Raw genomic sequence first — 21,442 nt, 5'->3', positions numbered from 1 at the left:
GGCCGGGATCGGGTGGACCGTTCCCGGCCGCACAGGAACTGAAGCCGCACCCGAGCGGGCACGGGGCTCGTGGTCATCGTCGATGACTACGCGGGCCGATCGCCAAGAGGCCCCGTGCCCGCCGCCCCCTCCTACCTTTCCCGTGCTCTCACGCGGTCTGCCCCTGCCCGTGCTCTCACGCGGTCTGCCGACGCTTGAGCGGTTCCCACCAGCTCCGGTTGTCGCGGTACCAGGCGAAGGTTTCGGCCAGCCCGGAATCGAAGTCGTGGCGGGGGCGATAGCCCAGCTCGGTCAGCATCCGGGTGCCGTCGATCGAGTAGCGCCTGTCGTGACCCTTGCGGTCCGGAACATGGCGCACCCGTGTCCAGTCCGCGCCGCAGGCCGCGAGCAGCCGACCGGTCAGTTCACGGTTGCTCAGTTCGGTGCCGCCACCGATGTTGTAGACGCGGCCCGGAGCACCGCCGGCGCGGACCAGCTCGACGGCCGCGCAGTGGTCCTCGACGTGCAGCCAGTCGCGCCGGTTCAGCCCGTCGCCGTAGAGCGGGACGTCATCACCGTCGAGCAGACTCGTGAGGAACAGCGGGATGATCTTCTCGGGGAACTGCCGCGGCCCGTAGTTGTTGCTGCACCGGGTGACCCGCACGTCCAGGCCGTGGGTGCGGTGGTACGACAGGGCCAGAAGGTCCGAGGCCGCCTTGGAGGCGGCATAGGGCGAATTGGGGTCCAGGGGGTCCTGCTCGGTGCGGGAGCCGCTTTCCACCGAGCCGTAGACCTCGTCCGTGGACACGTGCACGAAGCGGCCGACTCTGTGCCGCAGCGCGGCGTCCAACAGGGTCTGGGTGCCCGTGACGTTGGTTCGGACGAAAGCGTCGGCGGAGGCGATCGAGCGGTCCACGTGGGACTCGGCAGCGAAGTGCACCACCTGGTCGGCTTGTTCCATCAGCCTGTCGACGACGTGGGCATCGCAGATGTCGCCCCGGACGAACGTGAGCCGGGGATCACTGAGATCGAGGTTGTCCAGGCTGCCGGCGTAGGTGAGGCTGTCCAGCACCGTGACCCGGGAGACTCCGGAGCCCTGCGCCGCGCCGTCCGCGAGCAGCATCCGGACATAAGCGGAACCAATGAATCCGGCGGCGCCGGTGACCAGCAGATTCACAGGCCCTCCGAAGGAAGCGGGGGCAGCACGCCCGCGCTGCAGAGGCGGGCCCGCTCCATGACGTACTCGCCGTAGGGCGAGTTGCCCATGCCCGCACCCAGCGCTCGGCAGTCGTCCGGTTCGATGTATCCCATGTGCATGGCGATCTCCTCGATGCAGCCCAGCCGGATGCCCTGTCGGCGCTGCGTGTCCCTCACGAATGCCCCTGCTTCGAGCAGGGACTCATGGGTGCCGGTGTCCAGCCAGGTGACACCCCTGCCCAGCCACACCAGCTCGGCGGTGCCCATCTTCAGATAGACGCGCAGCACGTCGGTGATTTCCAGTTCGCCCCGGGCGGACGGCTCCAGGTCTCTGGCGATGTCCGAGACCTGGGCGTCGAAGAAGTAGATCCCCGGGATGGCGAGGTTCGAGCGCGGGTGCCGAGGCTTCTCCTCGATGGAGACGAGTTCGCCCCGCGGATCGATCTCGGCGACGCCGTACCGCTCCGGGTCGGCCACCTCTTGGCCGAACAGCACACAGCCACCCATCTTGAGCGCGCTGCGCCGCAGCAAAGTGGGCAGGTTGGCGCCGTGGAAGAGATTGTCGCCGAGGATCAGCGCGCACTGCTCGCCGCGGATATGGTCCGCCCCCACGAGGAAGGCGTCGGCGATACCGCGCGGCTCGTCCTGCGTGGCGTAGTCGATGTTCAGCCCCAGTTGCCGACCGTCGCTCAAAAGGGTTTGGAAGGCGGGGAGGTCGTTCGGACGCGTGACGATGAGGATGTCCCGGACGCCCGCCAGCATGAGCACGGAGAGCGGATAGTAGATCATTGGCTTGTCGTAGACCGGAGCCAGTTGTTTGGAACCCGCGAAGGTGAGGGGTTGCAGGCGGGTGCCGTTGCCGCCCGCGAGAATGATGCCTTTCATTCGTTCTTTCGCCCCCTCTTGGCTGGTGTGCTCGTATCTTCGGGGCCCCGTCCAAAGCCGGTCTAATGCGCGTCTTGGCGGCCGGGTTCGTCACTCCTTCTCGCGAGAGCCGGCAGCCGGCAGGTAGTGAATCCGACGTGTGCCGCCCGGATCCGGGACATCAAGAGCGGGCCAAGACCGGCCCAAGGTGGCCGGGTGAGGGTTTCCCGTGTCCAGATGGGTGCGGCGTCCATGAAGGGGCTGATCGGCTTGAGAATCCTGTTCACCTGTATTCCGTGGCAGTCCCACTTCCAGGCTCTTGTCCCGCTGGCCTGGGCCTTGCAGTCGGCGGGGCACGAGGTCCGCGTCGCGAGCGGCCCGGAGCTGACGGACGCCATCACCGCCTCGGGTCTGCCGGCCGTCCCCGTCGGTTCCGACGAGCCGGTCATGGAGAAACTCGATGCGCTGCTGGTTCCGGAGGTGATGGCGAAGGTCCAGGAACTCGCGGAGCGGGGCGACCTTCTGACCGACCTGTCGGAGAACCGCGAGGAGGAACTCACCTGGGAGCGCCTGCGGTGGGGATACCAGATGACACGCCGGACCCAGGCGGCCATGAACGACGCGATGGTCGAGGAGCTGGTGGAGTACTGCCGCTGGTGGAAGCCGGACCTGGTGCTCTGGGACTGGCTGAGCCACGCGGGCGCCATCGCGGCCACGGCGGCCGGAGTCCCGCACGGGCGCATGCTGACCGAACTCGACGTGGTGGGCCGGATGCGGCGGCATTTTCTGCGGGTGCGGGAGGAGCAGGTGCCCGAGGATCGTGAGGATCCGCTGGGGGACTGGCTGGGGGAGTGGGCGGAGAAGTTCGGTGGCGTGTTCTCCGAGGAGATGGTGACCGGTCAGTTCGTGATCGAGCAGATGGTCGGTTCGATGCGGCTGGAGTCGGAGTCGTCACCTCTTCCGCTGCGGTACGTTCCGTACAACGGGCCGTCCGTCGTGCCGCATTGGGCCCGGCGTGACCCGGTCAAGCGGCGCGTCCTGGCCACCTTCGGACTCAGTCTGGAGAAGGCATCGAGGCATCAAGCCATCTCCCTGGAGCAGTTGCAGGGGATGCTGGACGCGCTGGCCGATCTGGATATCGAGCTGGTGCTGACGCTGCCCGAGCGGTTCCAGCGGGAGCTGGAGCGGGTTCCCGGCAATACCAGGCTGGTGGAGTTCGTTCCGCTGCACGCGGTCGTTCCGTCGTGCGCGGCCGTGATCCACCACGGTGGCGTGCCCGGGTTCCTTGAGGCGATCGCCCATGGGGTGCCACAGCTGGTGATCGGCCGCGCCGTGCCCGATATCGGGGAGCGCGGACCGCGGTTGGAGCGGTCTGGGGCCGGTCTGTGGATCCCGGGCGACGCGCCGGAGGACCTGGACGGGGCGCGGGTGCGGGAACAGCTGGTGCGGCTGCTGGAGGAGCCGTCGTTCCGGGAGGCTGCCGGGCGGCTCGGTGAGGAGCTGGCCGCGCAGCCGTCGCCCGCGGAGGTGGCCCGGGAACTGGAGCGGATCGTGGACCGCTTCGGTTCGTGCTAGTCGGCATGGCCGTCCGGGGCGGTCAGCGGCCGTTGTCCATCAGGATCTCACGCTGGATGTCCTTCAGCGCCGGTCCGGGTTCGACGCCCAGCTGGTCCCGGAGGGTCCGGCAGGCCCGGTGGTAGGCGAGCAGGGCGTCGCCCCGGCAGTCGCTTCGATGAAGCGCCAGCATGAGTTGCCGGTGGAACACCTCCCGCAGGGGGTGCTCGGTACTGAGGAGATAGAGGTCACTGACGAGCTCGCGGTGGTGCCCGAGGGCCATGTGCGCCTCCATCTGGCCTTCCCGGCACTCCAGTTGGATCTCCCCGAACCAGGCCTGGAACCCCTGCAGGATCGGGCCGCGCACCGCGGTGGTGGGAAGCGGCCCCCGGCACAGTGCGAGCGCCTCCTCGAAACTGCGGACCGCGTCCTCGTGCTCGCCGTTCCTGAGCTGGACCCGGCCCTCTTTCACCAGGCGGGTGAGGTCGTGGAGGTCGAGTTCGTCCGACCCCAGCGTCAGCATGTACCCGGAGGGTTTGGTGAGTACGGGGCTTGCCGCGGCTCCGGGCCGGCGGAGAAGTTTGCGGACCTGGGAGACATACACATACAGGCCCCCCATGGCGCTGCGCGGGGGTTCGTCGCCCCAGATCTCGGCGATTAGCTGGTCGACGCCGACAACCTGACCGGAGCGGATGGCGAGAGTCGCCAGCAGAATCTCGACCTTCTGCGCCCCTATAGCCTTGATGTCATTTCCGTCAGTGACGCGGACCGGTCCTAAAATCTCAAGCCGCATGCTGTGAACTCCTATTTTTTGGAACGGTGAAAGGAGTATGAAGTTTGATGGAGGGCAGTGCGGCGGAATGCACTGTGGGATTTGCCCGAACATACCTCACATCCCCGGGCGGTGAGCCACCGGAAACCGTTCTTCGGTGTCCTGTTGGCGGGACACCTCGCCGTCCGGCGGTCGGCTCCGCCATGGTTGACACGATATTAGGTCGACATGGTTACCTAATGCGTGTTCGATGGGCCCGCAAACGAGCGCCTGGCGGAACCGGCCTGCGGAAATGCTCACCACTCAGGAGCTTGATTGCGTGTGAGCGGGTGGGTGCCGGAAGCTTTTGTCGAAGAGGCCGCGGAAGGCAGTGAGGGGGTTGAGGTTGTGTTTGCGGGCGATGGAGAGGTACGAACGCATCAGCAGACAACAGTTGGCGCCGGCATTTGGTGCGCCGGCCGTCGGAGGTCTTTATCCGTGCCTTCACCATCCGCAGGACTTGTTCGGTCCGGTCGGTGGTGAACGGCGCCGCCGGGTCGGGCCTGCTCGGCAACCAGGCGCGCAAGATCGTCGTACGGCGGACGACGCTCGGTGACGTCCACGGACGAACCGATGAACGAGCCACGCCCAGGTCACACGGAGACCTGAGCAGCCACAGGGAATGTTCGCATGCGCAACCGGCGATGAACCGACCTTGCCCATGGGCAGACAAACAGGAGTGCTGAGTGATGATCCCCTTGTCTTTCGCACAGCGGCGCCTGTGGTTCACCGACAGGGTCGAGGGGCCGTCGGCGATATACAACGTGCCCTTCCTCATCCGGCTCACGGGGGAGGTCGATGCCGCGGCGCTCACCGGCGCGGTGCGCGATGTGGTGGCCCGCCACGAGAGTCTGCGGACCCTGATCGTGGAGAGCGCCGAAGGTGTCCCCGCCCAGCAGGTGGTGCCGGCCGAGGAGGTGCGACTGGACATCAGGCTGGTCGAGGTCGCTCCGGACGAGTTGGACGGAGCGGTGCGGGAGGCCTCCGCGGTCCCGATCACGCTGTCCGAGGAGATCCCGGTGCGCGCCGTCCTCTTCCGCACGGACGCCCGGGAACACCACCTGCTGCTGCTGATCCATCACATGGCCTGCGACGGCGAGTCCGTCGCCCCGCTTGTCCGGGACCTGAGCGCCGCCTACACCGCACACGTCGACGGCCGCGCCCCGCACTGGCCCGAACTGGCGGTCCAGTACGCCGACTACACGATCTGGCAGCACGAACTGCTCGGTGACGAGAGCGACCCGGACAGCCTCCTCGCCACTCAACTCGACTACTGGCGCGGTGCGTTGTCGGGTCTGCCGCAGCCGATGCGGCTGCCCATGGACCGGCCGCGCGGCCCCGTGCCGAGCCGCCGCGGCGATGTCGTCGAAGGCGCCGTCGACGAGGAGCTGCTGGCCAGGGCGGAGGCGGCGGCCAAGCGCACCGGTTCGTCGGTCCCGATGGTGTTCCAGGCCGCCCTCGCCGTACTTCTGCACCAACTGGGCGCGGGTGAGGACATCGCGCTCGGCTCCACCGTCGCCGGCCGTCAGGACCCGGACCTGGCCGACCTGGTGGGCTTCTTCGCCAACACCTGGGTCCTGCGCACCGATCTGTCGGGCCGGCCGACCTTCGAGCAACTCCTCGCGCAGGTGCGGCACAAGGCGCTGACGGCGTACGACAACCAGGACGCGCCGTTCGAGCGCGTGGTGGAGGCCCTCAACCCGGAGCGCTCCAGCGCCTACCACCCGCTGTTCCAGGTGATGTTCACCTGGTCGACCGGGGCCCGCCTGGAGTTCGACCTGCCGGGTGGCGTGCGGGCACGCATCGCTCCGCTGTGGACGTCGATGGCCAAGTTCGACCTGGAGTTCAGCTTCTTCAACGAGCCCGGCACACCGGGCCTGTCCATCTGTCTCGAGTACGCGACAGACCATTTCGACCGGGCCACGGCACAGGCTTTCGTGGATCGCCTGGTGCGCCTGGCCGGCGATCTGCTCGACTCGCCGTCCCGCGCCGTCGCGCTGACGGACGTGCTGACGGCGGGCGAACGGGAGCTGGCTCTGCGTGCCTTCGAGAGCACGGCCGCCAGGACCCCTGAGCTGACCGCCGCTGAACTGATCGAGCGTCAGGTTGCGGCGACTCCGGACGCGACGGCCGTGGTCGACGGCGCGGAGGAGCTGACCTTCGCCGAACTGGATGCGCGGGCCGAGCGGCTGGCCCGGGAGCTGACCGGCCGCGGGGTCGGACCGGAGCACCTGGTGGGCCTGGCGCTGCCCCGCTCCGCCTCCCTGATCGTGGGCATGCTCGCGATCTGGAAGGCCGGTGCCGCCTACCTGCCCATCGACCCCCGATACCCCGGTGCACGCCTGGGCCACATCCTGTCCGACGCGGGCCCGGACCTGGTGCTGACCGACACCGCCAACGCGAAGTCGCTCCCGGCACCGGACATCCCCCGCCTGTGTGTCGACGAGGTGGACTTCGACGCGGCCGGCCCGGCAGCGGAACCGGCCGCCGTCCTGGCCGCGCATGCCGCGTACGTGATGTACACCTCGGGGTCGACCGGCACGCCGAAGGGTGTGGTGATCACCCATCGGGAGATCGTCAACGGCGTGCTGCGGCTCGCCGACATCGTCGGTATCGGTGCGGGCACACGCGTCCTCGCCGGTACGTCGGTCAACTTCGACGTGTCCGTCTTCGAAGTCGTGACCACCCTGGCGGGGGGCGGCATCCTCGAAGTGGTCCGCGACGTCCTTGTCATCGGCGAGCGGGGCGGCTGGTCCGGCGGCGTCATCAGCACCGTTCCCTCGGTCTTCACCGAACTCCTCGACCAGGCAGGAGGGATGATCCGCGCCGAGACGGTGGTATTCGCCGGCGAGGCCCTCCCCGCCTCGCTGGTGAAGCGGGTCCAGGACGCCATTCCGGGCGTGCGGGTGGTCAACGCCTACGGCCAGACGGAGTCGTTCTACGCCACCGCCTTCACCGCCGGCGAGGCGTGGGCGGGAACGGCGGCCGCGGTACCCATCGGCGCCCCACTGGCCAATATGGGCGCCTATGTTCTCGGCCCCGGCCTCCAGCCACTCGCCCCCGGCGTCGTCGGTGAGCTGTACGTGGCGGGAAACGTGGCGCGCGGGTACCTCGGCAGGGCCCGGCTGACCGCCGAACGGTTCATGGCCGATCCCTTCGGCCCGGCCGGTGCGCGCATGTACCGCACCGGTGATCTCGCCCGCTGGGCGGCCGACGGCCAACTGGAGTGCGTCGGCCGTGCCGACGAGCAGGTGAAGGTGCGCGGCTTCCGCATCGAGCCGGGTGAGGTGGAGTCGGCGCTGACCGCCCACCCCGCGGTGGCGCAGGCCCTGGTGACCACATGTCAGCACGAAGGCCGCGGCCAGCTGGTGGGCTATGTGGTGCCGACCGCCGGGAGGGACTCGGGGCATTCGGCGGTGGAGAGCCTGGGCGACCTCGATATCGACCTCACGGCCACCGTCTCACCTCGCGACCTGCGCAGGTTCGTGTCCGCCAGGCTCCCCGAGTTCATGGTGCCGTCGGTCTTCGTCATGCTGGACCGGCTGCCGCTGGCCCCCAACGGCAAGCTGGACCGCAAGGCGCTGCCGGAACCGGAGTTCACCGGCTCCGCCTATCGCGCCCCCGGCACGTCGGGCGAAGAGATACTCGCCGGTGTCTACGCCGATGTGATCGGCGTGGACCGGGTCGGGGTGGATGACGACTTCTTCGCGCTCGGCGGCGACAGTATCCGTTCCATCCAAGTCGTCGCGCGGGCCAGGGCCCAGGGCGTCGAGGTCACTCCCCGGCAGATCTTCGAGTGCCGCACCGTGGCAGAACTCGCCCGCGTCGCCGCGAGCGGGGGCCGGACGCAACCGGAACTGGCGGAGCTGCCGGGCGGTGGCACAGGCTTCGTGCCGCTGGCGCCCGTCGGCCACTATCTGGAGGAGCTGGGCGGGAACGCCGACCGGTTCACCATGGCGATGACGGTGGACCTCCCGACCGGGATGGACCGGGACGGCTTGGCGAGGACGCTCTCAGCGGCCTTCGACCGGCACGACATCCTGCGCTCCCGGCGGGCCGCCGGCCGGGCGGCGGGGCTGGAGGTGGCCGCGCCCGGAACCACCGACGTGCACCCGCTCATCCACAGGGTGGCCGGCGACGGCACGTGGGATGACGCCTGGAGGCAACGGGCGGAGAGCGAACTCCGTTCCGCAGCAAGCCGGTTGGACTCCGCGAGCGGAGTGATGGCCCAGTTCGTGTGGTTCGACGCGGGCACCGGGACCCCGGGACGCCTCACCATCCTGCTGCACCACCTGGTCGTGGACGGCGTGTCCTGGCGCATCCTGCTGCCCGACCTCGCCTCGGCCTGGCGGCAGGTCCGCGATGGCGGCACCCCGCGGCTGCCCGAGACCGCCACCTCGTTCCGCCGCTGGGCGCATGCGCTCGCCGAGAACGCGACCGGGGAGCGGGCGGCGGAACTCGGACTGTGGCGCCGACTGGTGTCCGGGCCCGATCCGAGTCTTGGCGCCAGGCCGTTCGACCCGGCCGTCGACACCATCGCCACGGTCGAGCGGGTCCGGCTGGACCTGCCGATCGAGACCACCCGGATCCTGCTGACCACCCTGCCCGCCGCCTACCGCGGCGGCGTCAACGACGGCCTGCTGACGGGGCTGGCCGTCGCCGTCGCCGTCTGGCGCAGGCGGCACGGTGTCGACGAACTCTCGACGCTGATCCGCCTGGAGGGCCACGGGCGCGAGGAGGACGTCGTCCCCGGTGCCGACCTCTCGCGCACGATGGGGTGGTTCACCAGCATGTATCCCGTCCGCCTCGATGTGTCCGGGGTCGACCTGGACGAGGCGCTCGCGGGCGGTGCGGCGACGGGAGCCGCGGTCAAGGCCGTCAAGGAGCAGCTGCTCGCCATCCCGGACAAGGGCATCGGCTACGGCATGCTGCGCTACCTGAACGCCGAGACCGGGGCGGTCCTGGAGCGGTACGGATCCGGGCAGATCGTCTTCAACTACCTGGGCCGTTACGCGGGTTCGGCCAATATGCCCCAGGACCTGCACGGTCTGGGCTTCACCCAGGTCGAGGACACCGTCACGCTGACGCCCCCGCTGGACGGGGACATGTCCGCGCTCGCCTCCCTCTCCGTCAACGCGCATGTCGTCGACACCGAGCAGGGCCCGCGGCTGGAGGCGAGTCTGGACTACCCGGCCGGGCTGCTGGCCGAGGCGGAGGTCCGGGAGCTCGCCGACCTGTGGCGGACCGCCCTGGCAGGCTTGGCCCGGCATGCCGAGCGGTCGGACGCGGGTGGCCTCACGCCTTCGGACGTCCCCCTGGTCAGGGTGGGCCAGGGCGAGCTGGACCGCTGGCAGGAGCAGCACTGGGGCATGGTCGACGTATGGCCCGTGACCGCGATGCAGGACGGGCTGCTCTTCCACGCGGAACTGGTCGGCGCGGCCGTCGACGTCTACCAGATGGAGTTCGCCTTCCATCTGGAGGGCGCGGTCGAACCGCGGAGGATGAGGGCGGCCGGACAGGCGCTGCTCGACCGCTATCCCAACCTGCGGACCGCGTTCGTCACCGACAGCGCGGGCGACCGGGTCCAGATCGTCCAGGAAGGAATCGAACTGCCCTGGCAGGAGTTGGACCTGGCCTCCCTGCCGGAAGCACAACGGGAGGAGCACCGCAGGCGCTTCCTCGCCGCGGAGCACGGCACCCACTTCGACCCGGCCAGGGCGCCACTGGTGCGGTTCTCGCTCGTCAAGTTGGGAGCCGACAGCTGGGACCTGGTCCTCACCGCACACCATGTCCTCTTCGACGGCTGGTCGGTTCCCCTGCTCATGCAGGACCTCCTGCGTCTGTACCGTTCTCACGGCGACGGCTCCGAGCTGGGCAGGGCGCCCGCCTACCGCGACTTCTTGACGTGGCTCGCCCGCCGGGACCGTACGGCGACGGCCCGAGCCTGGCAGCGGGAGCTCGAAGGCGTCGACGGGCCCACGCTGCTGGTACCCGACGCTCCCGCCGGGGAGAGCGAATCCATCGGAGTCGGCCAGCTGGACGTGCCGCTCACTCCGGAGCGGGCCGATCGGCTCTCCCGCCGCGCCGGCGAGCTGGGCCTGACCCTCAACACGCTGGTCCAAGGCGCGTGGGGCATGCTCCTGTCCGGCCTGACCGGACAACGGGAGGTGACCTTCGGCGCCACGGTCTCGGGGCGTCCGCCGCAGGTCGAGGACGTGTCCGACATGGTCGGCACGTTCATCAACACCCTGGCGGTCCGGATGGACTGCGCCCCCGGCGACTCCCTGCGCACCCTCCTCACCGGACTCCAGGAGCGGCAGAGCGCGCTCCTGGACCACCACCACTTCGGCCTCCTGGAGATGCACCAGCTCACCGGCGTGCGCTCGCTCTTCGACACCCTGGTGGTCTTCGAGTCGTACCCCGTCGACAGCGCGGCACTGAGCGACGCCTACGAGGCTGCCGGCATCCGGGTGACCGGGCTGAGCCCTCTCAGCAGTACCCACTACCCGCTGGTGGTGATGGCGTCCGCCGAGCCGCACCTGACCGTCGCCCTCCAGTACCAGCACCACCTGGTGGCTCCGGACCGGGCCGCCGCCCTCGCCCGGCGCCTGGGACGCGTCCTCGCCCTGCTGGCCGAGGACCCGGAACTGCCGTTCAGCGGCGTGGACCTGCTGGAGCCCGCCGAGCGCGACCGCGTCCTCGTCGACGTCAACCGGACCGCCGCCGAGACTCCCGAAGCGACCATTGCGGACCTGTTCGAGCGACAGGCCGCGAAGACACCGGACCGGCCCGCGGTGACCTGCGGCGACGTCACGCTGAGCTATGCGGAGCTGAACGCCCGCGCCGATCGCCTCGCGAGCGTGCTGGCCCTACGGGGTGTCGGACCGGAGACCGTCGTCGGCCTGGCGATGTCCCGCTCGGCCGACCTCATCACCGCCATGCTCGGCATCTGGAAGGCCGGCGGCGCGTATCTGCCCATCGACCCGGAGAACCCCGGTTCCCGGGTGGACCACATGCTGCGCGTCGCCCGGCCCCAGCTGCTGCTCGCCGAGTCCGGCACCGCCGACGGGCTTCCGGACACCGATGTCCCGACCTTGCTGTTCGACGACGTGGGTTCCGCCACCGCCGACCCGGTCATGGGGCGGACGAAGGGACTGCGACCGCAGCACGCCGCCTATGTGATGTTCACCTCCGGCTCCACGGGCGTCCCCAAGGGTGTGGTGGTCAGCCACGCCAACGTCGTCAACGGGGTGACACGGCTCGCCGAGCGGGTGGGGCTGGACGCGGACACCCGCATGCTCGCGGGCGCCTCGATCAACTTCGACGTGTCCGTCTTCGAGACCGTCACCACGCTGGCTCGCGGTGGCCGTGTCGAGGTCGCCGGGGACGCCCTCGTGCTCGCCGAGCGCGAGACGGTGACGGCGAACGTGATCAGCACGGTGCCGTCGGTCTTCGCCGCGCTGGGCGGCCGGATACCCGCCCTTCCGGACCGGGCGACCCTGGTTTTCGCAGGTGAGAAGCTGCCGAGCGGACTGGTGAACCGCATCCGGCAGGAACTGCCCGAGGTGCGCATCGTCAACGCCTACGGGCAGACCGAGTCGTTCTATGCCACGACGTTCAGCGTCCCGGCGGAGCAGACCCGGTGGGACACCGGCAGCGTCCCGATCGGAACGCCGATCGGCAACCTCCGCACCTATGTCCTCGGGCCCGGTCTCGCGCCCGTCCCGCCCGGTGTGACGGGTGAGTTGTATGTCGCCGGGAACATCGCGCGCGGCTACATCGGCCGAGCGGCCCTGACCGCCGAGCGCTTCGTCGCCGACCTCCACGGCCCCGCGGGTGCGCGGATGTACCGCACCGGCGACCTGGCCCGCTGGACGGCCGACGGACAACTCGAGTACGTCGGCCGCGACGACAACCAGGTCAAGATCCGCGGTGTCCGCGTGGAACCCGCCGAGATCGAGCGCGCGTTGGGCACCCATCCGGATGTCGCGCAGTCTGTGGTGGTCACCCGGAGCACTGCCGAGGCGGGGGACCAGCAGCTCGTCGCCTACGTCGTGCCCGCCGCCCCGCGCGCCGACGGCACGGACCTGGCCGGCGCCGTGCGCGGCTATCTGCGCGAGCGGCTGCCCGCACACCTGGTGCCCGCCGCCGTCGTCACCCTCGACTCGGTTCCGCTGACCGTCAACGGCAAGCTGGACCGGGCGGCGCTGCCCGCACCGCACTTCGCCGCGGCGACCGCGGGCGGTGACCCGCGCACCCCTCAGGAGCAGCTGCTGTGCGGGCTGTTCGCCGAGGTCCTGCACGTCGACCGGGTGGGTGTCGACGATGACTTCTTCGCCCTCGGCGGCCACTCGATCATGGCCATCAAGCTCGTCAACCGCATCCGGTCCGCGCTGCGCACCGAAGTGGAACTGCGTACCCTCTTCGCCGCTCCGACCGTGGCCGAGCTCGCCCCGCGCCTGGACCGGGCCGGGGCGGCCCGCGCACCGCTGGCGCCTCCCGCGAAGCTGCCCGAGCGGCTCCCGCTGTCCTTCTCCCAGCAACGGCTGTGGTTCCTGCACAAGTTCGAGGGCCGCGCGGCGACCTACAACATGCCGATCGTCCTGAGGCTCAGCGGGGAGCTGAACGTGCGGGCCCTGGAGGAGACGGTCAATGACATCGTCACCAGGCACGAGATCCTGCGCACCGTCTACCGCGAGGTCGACGGGCGGCCGTACCAGCACATCCTCGGGCCGGAGGAGGCCCGCATCGCCCTTCCCGTACGCCCGGTCGCGGACGCGGACGGTCCGGCCGGGGCCATCGCCGCGGTCGCCCGCCACCCCTTCGACATCGCCACCGAGATTCCGATCAAGGCCGCGCTGTTCGGCACCGGCCCGGACGAGTTCGCCCTGGTCCTCGTGATCCACCACATCGCGGCCGACGGGTGGTCCACGACACCACTGGCCAAGGACCTGGCCACCGCCTACGCGGCCCGCACCCGGGGCGAGGCTCCCCGGTGGGCACCGCTGCCGCTGCAGTACGCGCACTACACCCTGTGGCAGCGGGAGCTCCTGGGCGGCGACGACCCGGACAGCCTGTTCAGCAGGCAGTGCCACTACTGGTCCCGGCAGTTGGAGGGGCTGCCCGAGACGGTCACCTTCCCGACGGACCGACCGCGCCCCGCGGAGCTCGACCGCAGCGGCGATCTGCTCGAGTTCACCCTGGACGCGACGCTCCACCAGGGCATCGTGTCGCTCGCCCGGGCCACCGGCACCACCCCCTTCATGGTGCTCCAGGCGACCATGGCCGCGCTGTTCACCCGGCTCGGCGCAGGCACCGACATCGCGCTCGGCAGCGGCATCGCGGGCCGGATCGACCAGAACCTGGACGACTTGATCGGCCTCTTCGTCAATGTGCAGGTCATGCGCATCGACACCGCGGGCGACCCGACCTTCGCCGAACTGCTCGACCGGACGCGCCGGACGAGCCTGGCCGCATACACCCATCAGGACATTCCCTTCGAGGCCCTGGTGGAGAAGCTCAACCCGGAACGCTCGGTATCGGCCAACCCGCTCTTCCAGGTCGCCCTGATCCTGCAGAACACCGAGGACGCGGACTTCGAGCTGCCCGGTGTGCGGGTCGCGAGCGAGGGCGCGGGCACCGGGACGTCCCGCTACGACGCGACGCTGAGCCTGACCGAGAGCTTTCGCGACCGAACCGCACCGAACGGGATACACATCGCTGTCGAGTACTCCACGGCGCTCTTCGACGCCTCGACGATCGAGACGCTGATCGCCCGCTGGGAACGGCTCCTCGCCGCCGCTGTCCTGGACCCCGCACAGCACATCGGCAGGGCAGGCGAGCCCACCGCCGAGGAGCGCGGCACACCGCTCGCGGCCGAGCCGCGGACCGGGCGGGAGACAGCGGCGGCCACCTTCCCGGACCTGTTCCGGGAACGGCTGCTGACGGCACCGCAGGCACCGGCGGTGGATTCCGGCGGCCAGGTGTGGTCGTACCGGGAACTGAATACGCGGGCGAACCGAGTCGCGCATTGGCTGGTCGCGCGGGGTATCGGCCCCGAGCAGTCGGTCGGCGTCGCCATGCCGCGCGGCGCCGACCAGGTCGCCGTGGTGCTGGGTGTCCTCAAGGCGGGTGCGGCCTATCTGCCGGTCGATCCCGACTATCCGCCCGACCGCATCCGGTTCATGCTCGATGACGCCGCCCCGGCCGTCCTGCTGGCCACGGCGGGCATCGCGGCGGAGCTGCCGGTGTGCCCGGGCACCGATACCGTGGCCGTCGACGCACCCGACGTGGCGAAGGCCTGGCGGGACGGCCCGACGACGGACCCGGACGTCGCCCTGGACCCCGGGCATCCCGCGTACGTCATCTTCACCTCCGGCTCGACCGGGCTGCCCAAGGGCGTCGTCGTCACCCACGCCGGTATCGCCGCCCTCAGCCGCACCACACGGGACCGCCTCGCGCTGAGCCCGGACTCCCGTGTCATCCAGGTCGCGGCGCCCAGCTTCGACGCCGCCTTCTGGGAGTACGTGCAGACCCTCACGACCGGCGCCACCCTCGTCGTCCCGCGTGAACAGCGTCTCGTCGGTGAGGACTTGGCTCGCAACCTGGCCGAACTCGACATCACCCACGTCATGCTTCCGCCCAGCGTGCTCGGCGCGCTCCCGGCCGGCGCGTCCCGCACCCTGACCGGGCTGCGCACCGTCACCGTCGGCGGCGAGGCGTGCCCGCCGGCGCTGGCCGCCGCCTGGGCGCCGGGACGCCGTTTCGTCAACGCCTACGGTCCCACCGAGACCACCGTGTGCGGCGCGGTCAGCGCCCCACTCGGCACCGGCCGCACACCCATCGGCACCGCGGTGGACGGAAACCGGCTGCGGGTGCTCGACGATCGGCTCGTCCCGGTCGAACCAGGCGTCCCCGGCGAGCTGTACATCGCGGGGCCCAGCCTGGCCCGGGGCTACCTGAACCGCCCGGGGCTCACCGCCGAGCGCTTCGTCACCGACCCGTTCGGACCCGCCGGAACCCGCATGTACCGGACCGGGGACATCGTGCGCCAGGGCTCGGACGGGCAGCTCGACTACCTCGGCCGCAGCGACGACCAGGTCAAGATCAACGGGCTGCGCATCGAACCCCGCGAGATCTCCGCGGCCATGGAACAGCACCCGGGCGTCGGTCAGGCCGTGGTGACCGTCCATGGGGGCAAGGACGGCCGACAGCGCTTGGTGGGCTACGCGGTGCCCGCACCGGCCGGGACCCCCGCCTCGGCGGAGAGCCGCAGCCCCGACGCCGACGACCTGCGCGCCTTCCTGTCCGAGCGGCTGCCGGAGTTCATGGTGCCTTCGGTGTTCCTGCTGCTCGACAGTCTGCCGTTGACGGCCAACGGAAAGCTCGACAAGTCCGCCCTGCCCGTACCGGGGACCGCGGCGGCGGGCAGCTACCGGGCTCCCGAGACCGATGCGGAGACGACGCTCGCCACGATCTTCGCCGAGATCCTGGGGCGGGACCGGGTCGGCGTCGACGACGACTTCTTCGTGATCGGCGGCGACAGCATCCGCTCCATCCAGGTCGTCTCCCGAGCCCGCGAGCAGGGCGTGGCGATCACACCGCGGCTGATGTTCAAGCACCGGACCGTGGCCGCCCTCGCCGTGGCCGCCCCGGCCGGCGGGCAGCGGGGCGCGGACCGCCGGGAGCCCGCCGGGAGCGGACTCGGCTGGATGCCGCTGCTTCCCGTGATGCGGCAGATCGGCGAATACGTCGGAAACCACGACGGATTCACGATGTCGACGGCCGTGGAACTGCCGACGGGCATCGACGAGACCGGATTGGTCGCCACTCTTGCCGCGATCGTCGACCAGCACGACATGCTGCGCTCCCGCCTGCGCGTCCACGCCGGGGAGCCGGGCCTGGACGCGGCCGCGTCCGGCACCGTCGATGTGGCGTCCCTCATCCGCCGCAGGCCCTGCGCCGGCGACTGGAGCGATCCCGCCTGGCGGCAGGAGACAAGGGCCGAGGTCGCTGCCGCCGCCCGTGAACTGGACGCGGAAGCAGGCCGGATGGCCCGCTTCATCTGGTGCGACGCGGGCCCGGACACCGCGGGGCAGCTGATCGTCGTCCTGCACCACCTGGTGACCGATGGTGTCTCCTGGCACATCCTGCTGTCCGACCTCGCTCAGGCCTGGGACGCCGTCCGACAGGGCCGCTCGCCGCAGTTGGCCGCCGTGCCCACCACGATGCGCAGCTGGTCGTACGGCCTGGTGGAGGCGGCCGGGGCACCCGAACGGGTCGCCGAACTCGTCCACTGGCGGGACGTGCTGGACCGGCCGGGGACACCGCTCGGCGCCCGGGCACTCGACCCGGCCGTCGACGTGCGCGCGACCGTGGAAACGGTGCGGGTCACGCTGGACCACCGGACCACCGAAGCCCTCCTGACCGCATTGCCCGCCGCCTTCCACAGCGGTGTCGACGACGGCCTGCTCACCGCACTCGCACTGGCCCTGGCCGGGTGGCGCAAGGCACGGGGCATCGATGAACCCTCGGCGCTGATCCGCCTCGAAGGACACGGCCGCGAGGAGGGCGCGGTACCCGGCGCCGACCTCACCCGCACAGTGGGCTGGTTCACCAGCATCTATCCCGTCCGGCTCGACGTCGGCGGCATCGATCTGGCGGACGCCGTCGCGGGTGGCCGCACCGCCGGATACGCCGTGAAGGCGATCAAGGAGCAGCTCCACGCGATCCCGGACAAGGGCATCGGCTACGGCCTGCTGCGCCACATCAATGCGAAGACCGCCGAGATCCTCAAGGAATACGGCGACGGACAGGTCGCCTTCAACTACCTCGGCCGGCTCGGCTCGGTCGCTTCGGCACAGGAGGACGGTGGAGCGGGCTGGACGATGTCCGGCGACCTGGACGACCTCGCGCCCGAACCGAGCGCACCGGCCCTGGCGGCGGTGGACATCACCGCCTTCTCCGCCGAGACCGCCCGGGGCCCGCGGCTGACCGCCGACTTCGCCTTCCCCACGGGGCTGCTCACCCGGGAAGAGGTGCAGGAGCTCGCGGACTTGTGGCGCGCGGCCCTGGAGGGCCTGGCCCGGCATGCCACCGCTCCGGGGGCGGGCGGCCTGACGCCGTCGGACGTGCCGCTGGTCCGAGTGCGCCAGCGGGACCTGGAGGTCTGGGAGGAGCGGTACCCGGACGTGGCCGACGTATGGCCGTTGACCTCGCTGCAGTCCGGTCTGCTGTTCCAGAGTCAGCTGGACGGCGCCGAATTCGACGCCTACCAGGTGCAGTTGGTCTTCCATCTGACCGGACGGGTGGACCCGGAGCGGATGAGGGCGGCCGGCCAGGCCCTGCTCGACCGCTACGACAGCCTGCGCACCGCATTCGTGGCCACAGCCGCCGGCGAACCCGTGCAGGTACTCCTCAAGCGTGTCGAGCTCCCCTGGCGGGCCATGGACTGGAGCGGCCTGTCCGAGCGGGAGCAGGAGGAGAAGCTGCGGGATCTGCGGGACCGGGACCGGGCCACGCCCTTCGACCCGGCTGCCCCGCCCCTGCTGCGCCTGACCCTCGTACGGCGGGCGGCCGAACACCACGAGCTGGTGATGACCGTCCATCACATCGTGTACGACGGCTGGTCGTCGCCACTCGTGCTGGACAGCCTGCTACGCCTGTACGCCACCTCCGGGGACGCCGGACGACTGAACCGGGTACGCCCGTACCGCGACTTCCTCGACTGGCTGTCGCAGCAGGACACGGAGGGTGCGGCACAGGCGTGGCGGACCGAGCTGGACGGGTTGGACGAGCCGACGCTGGTGGCTCCACGGAGTCAGCAGCAGGCGGGAGGCGGCCACCGCAGGACGCCGGTCGAGCTGGACCGCGACACGGCGCGCCGGCTGTCGCGGCGCGCCGCCGAACTCGGCGTCACCCTCAACAGCCTGGTGCAGGGCGCCTGGGCACTGCTCATCGCGAGCCAGACGGGCCGCCAGGACGTGGTGTTCGGCGCCACGGTCTCGGGGCGGCCGCCGCAGGTGGCGGGCATGGACGAGATGGTGGGCCTGTTCATCAACACCCTCCCGGTCCGGGTGCGGACGACGGCCGGACAGAGCGTGGCCGAGCTGCTGGTAGACCTTCAGGAGCGGCAGGCCGCGCTGACGGACCACCACCACCTCGGCCTCGCCGAGATCCACCGGGCCGTCGATCTGTCCGCGCTCTTCGACTCGGTGGTGGTCTTCGAGTCCTACCCGGCCGGCGGGGACAGCCTCGACGCGACGCTGGGCGCGGCGGGCATCGCGATCACCGGCATGGACTGGGAAGCGGCGGTGCACTACCCGCTCGCCCTGTTCGCCACCGCCGACCCGGATCTCCAGCTGATGCTGGGCTACCGTGACCATGCCTTCGACGCCGGGACCGTACAGCGCCTCGCGCACCGCCTGACACGGATCCTCGGCGACATCGCGGCGGACCCCGGCACCCCGGTGAGCGGGATCGATCCCGTGGCACCGGCCGAGCGCGAGCTCGTGCTGACCGGTTTCAACGACACCGCCTCCGAGGTCCCCGCGGCCACCGTGGCCGAACTGTTCGAGCGGCGGGCCGCCCGCCGTCCCGACGCGGACGCCGTGCTGTGCGGTGACACCACCCTCACCTACCGGGAACTCGGCGAGCGGGCCAACCGGCTCGCGCGGGTTCTGGCGGCGCACGGTGTGGGTCAGGAGTCGCCGGTCGGGCTCGCCCTCCCGCGCTCGCCGGAGTACATCGTCGCCGTGCTGGCCATCGCGAAGGCGGGCGGCGTGTATCTGCCCCTCGACCCGGCCTACCCGGCCGAGCGGATCGCCTTCATGCTGAGCGATGCGAACCCCGTTCTCCTGGTGACCGATACGCGGACCTCGGGCGCGCTGCCCGAGACCGACTGCCCGCTCCTGGTCGTCGACGGGCCCCGGGCCGCCCGGGAGATCGCGGCGGCACCGGTGGAGCCGCTCGGTGCGGGCTCGGCCGGGCATCCGGACCAGCTCTGCTATGTGGTGTACACCTCCGGCTCCACGGGCCGGCCCAAGGCGGTGGGCATCTCCCACCGGTCGCTGGCGGTCCTGTCGGCGGACCGTGGCTACGACGAGAGCCGCCTGGAGCGCGTTCTCATGCACCACACACAGGCGTTCGACACCTTCACCTACGAGCTGTGGGCCGCCCTGCTCCGCGGCGGCGCGGTCGTCATCCTTCCGTCCGGCCGCCTGGATCCGTCCGGGCTCACGCGGATGATCGCCGAACAGGGGGTCACCGGCCTCATCATGCCGGCGGGCCAGTTCATGGCCTTCGCCGATGAGGCACCCGAAGCGTTCCGCGGCGCCCGCGAGGTGTGGACGGTCGGCGATGTGGTGACCCCGGCCGCCCTGGAACGGGTGCTGCGCGCCTGCGCCGACCTGACCATCGTGAACGGGTACGGCCCGACCGAGACCACCGCGGCCACCACCATGCACGTCATCACCGGCACGGACGGCCTCGGCGGGGCCGTACCGATCGGGCGCCCGATGGACAACACCCGCCTGTATGTGCTGGACGCGGCGCTGCGACCGGCGCCGGTGGGGGTGGTGGGGGAGCTGTACGTCGCCGGCGAACGGCTGGCCCGCGGCTATCTGGACCGGTACGGCACCACCGCGGAGCGCTTCGTGGCCTGCCCCTTCGGCGGGCCGGGCGAGCGGATGTACCGGACCGGCGACCTGGCGGCATGGACGCCGGAGGGCCGTCTCCTGTTCAGGGGCCGCGTCGACAACCAGGTCAAGGTCCGGGGTTTCCGGATCGAACTCGGCGAGGTGGAGGCGGTGCTCGCCGACCATCCGCAGGTCGCGCAGGCCGTCGTGATCACCCGGGATCAGCCGGGCATCGGCAGGCACCTCGTCGCCTACGTCACGCCGACCGAGGGGGAGCGGCCCGACCCGGACACCTTGCGGTCCTTCGCCGGGCAGCGGCTGCCGGAGCACATGGTGCCCTCGGCGGTCCTGGTCATGGCGAGTCTGCCGCTGGCGGTCACCGGGAAGGTCGACCGCAGGCTGCTGCCCGCGCCCGAGTTCCTCAGCCACACCGCCTACCGGGCTCCCCGCAACGCCCAGGAGGAGCTGCTGGCAAGCGTGTTCGCGCAGATTCTCGGCGTGGAGCGGGTCGGCATCGACGACGACTTCTTCGCTCTCGGCGGCCACTCGCTCCTCGCCACCAGGCTCATCAGCCGCATCCGCACGGTGCTGAACGCGGAGGTCCCGATCCGCTCGGTGTTCCAGGCGCCGACCGTCGCGAAACTGGTGGCGAACCTGACCGGGGGCCTCCGGGATCCCGGCGACGGCGGCCCCTTCGACACCCTGCTGCCGTTGCGGACCGGCGGGAGCGGAGCGCCCTTGTGGCTCCTCCACCCGGGATTCGGCCTGTGCTGGTCCTACCTCGGCATGGCCACCCAGGTGGGGGACCGCCCGGTGTACGGCATCCAGGCGCGCGGCTTCGACGGCGCGCCCCTGCCGACCGGCTTCGCGGCCATGGTCGCCGACTACGCGGAGCAGATTCTCGCCGTGCAGCCGCACGGTCCGTTCCAGTTGGCCGGCCACTCGCTGGGCGGCTCCCTGGCCCACGCCGTCGGTGCCGAACTTCAGCGGCGTGGCTACGAGGTGTCCCTGGTGGTGCTCCTCGACGCCGTTCCGAGCAGCGGCTTCGCGCAGCTGTCGGAGGCCCACCTCACCCGGTCGGAGGCGCGCGACTTCCTGGACGACTACTTGCCGGGCAACGCCGGTGACGAGGACCGCCGGAGCATCGTCGAGAACGGCGCCACCGTGATCGTCGAGCACTCGCGGATGGTCGCGGAGTTCACTCAGCCCATCTACCGCGGCACCGTGCTGTTCTTCAGCGCGACGCAGAGCCCCGAAGCGCGGCCCGAACCCTGGGAGCCGTATGTCGAGGGCGAGTTGCACACCTTCGATATCGATTCCACGCATTTCGGCCTGACCGAGCCCAAGCCCGCGGCCGAGATCTGCACCATTGTCAACCGCTACCTCCGTGACTGAGGAGACC

5 protein-coding genes are annotated in these 21,442 nt (G+C 70.7%); 2 read left to right on the top strand and 3 right to left on the bottom strand.

The window, feature by feature from the left end:
* Positions 1-175 precede the first annotated feature (175 nt).
* Together rfbB and rfbA are read right to left on the bottom strand one after the other, a co-directional pair.
* Positions 176-1,156 (bottom strand): dTDP-glucose 4,6-dehydratase, encoded by a 981-nt coding sequence (gene rfbB, locus OHA11_RS08275; protein ID WP_266493568.1) that lies wholly within the window; start codon positions 1,154-1,156, stop codon positions 176-178.
* Positions 1,153-2,061, bottom strand: coding sequence for a glucose-1-phosphate thymidylyltransferase RfbA (gene rfbA / locus OHA11_RS08270; protein WP_266493559.1), 909 nt, complete (start codon positions 2,059-2,061; stop codon positions 1,153-1,155). The genes rfbB and rfbA overlap by 4 nt, the downstream gene beginning before the upstream one ends.
* 195 nt (positions 2,062-2,256) lie before the next feature.
* Here rfbA and OHA11_RS08265 point away from each other — a divergent pair, with 195 nt between their 5' ends.
* Entirely contained in the window at positions 2,257-3,615 is a 1,359-nt protein-coding gene (locus OHA11_RS08265; RefSeq protein ID WP_266493557.1) for an activator-dependent family glycosyltransferase, read from the top strand.
* Positions 3,616-3,637: 22 nt separating this feature from the next.
* Here the strand turns inward: OHA11_RS08265 and OHA11_RS08260 are convergent, their stop codons facing one another.
* Positions 3,638-4,387: an AfsR/SARP family transcriptional regulator gene (locus tag OHA11_RS08260; RefSeq protein WP_266493556.1), complete on the bottom strand. Its 750-nt coding sequence runs from the start codon at positions 4,385-4,387 to the stop codon at positions 3,638-3,640.
* Between the two features lie 707 nt (positions 4,388-5,094).
* Between OHA11_RS08260 and OHA11_RS08255 the strand changes: the two genes are divergently transcribed.
* On the top strand, positions 5,095-21,435 hold the full coding sequence (locus OHA11_RS08255) for a non-ribosomal peptide synthetase (RefSeq protein WP_266493555.1): 16,341 nt from the start codon (positions 5,095-5,097) through the stop codon (positions 21,433-21,435).
* The last annotated feature ends 7 nt before the right edge of the window (positions 21,436-21,442 follow it).

The organism is Streptomyces sp. NBC_00878, assembly GCF_026341515.1.
Classification (GTDB): domain Bacteria; phylum Actinomycetota; class Actinomycetes; order Streptomycetales; family Streptomycetaceae; genus Streptomyces.
This window is presented reverse-complemented; position numbering and strand designations above follow the sequence as displayed.

Excerpts from the sequence above, each read along its gene's own strand:
- rfbA (WP_266493559.1), bottom strand. The coding sequence starts at position 2,061 with ATGAAAGGCATCATTCTCGCGGGCGGCAACGGCACCCGCCTGCAACCC.
- OHA11_RS08260 (WP_266493556.1), bottom strand. The coding sequence starts at position 4,387 with ATGCGGCTTGAGATTTTAGGACCGGTCCGCGTCACTGACGGAAATGAC.
- OHA11_RS08255 (WP_266493555.1), top strand. The coding sequence starts at position 5,095 with ATGATCCCCTTGTCTTTCGCACAGCGGCGCCTGTGGTTCACCGACAGG.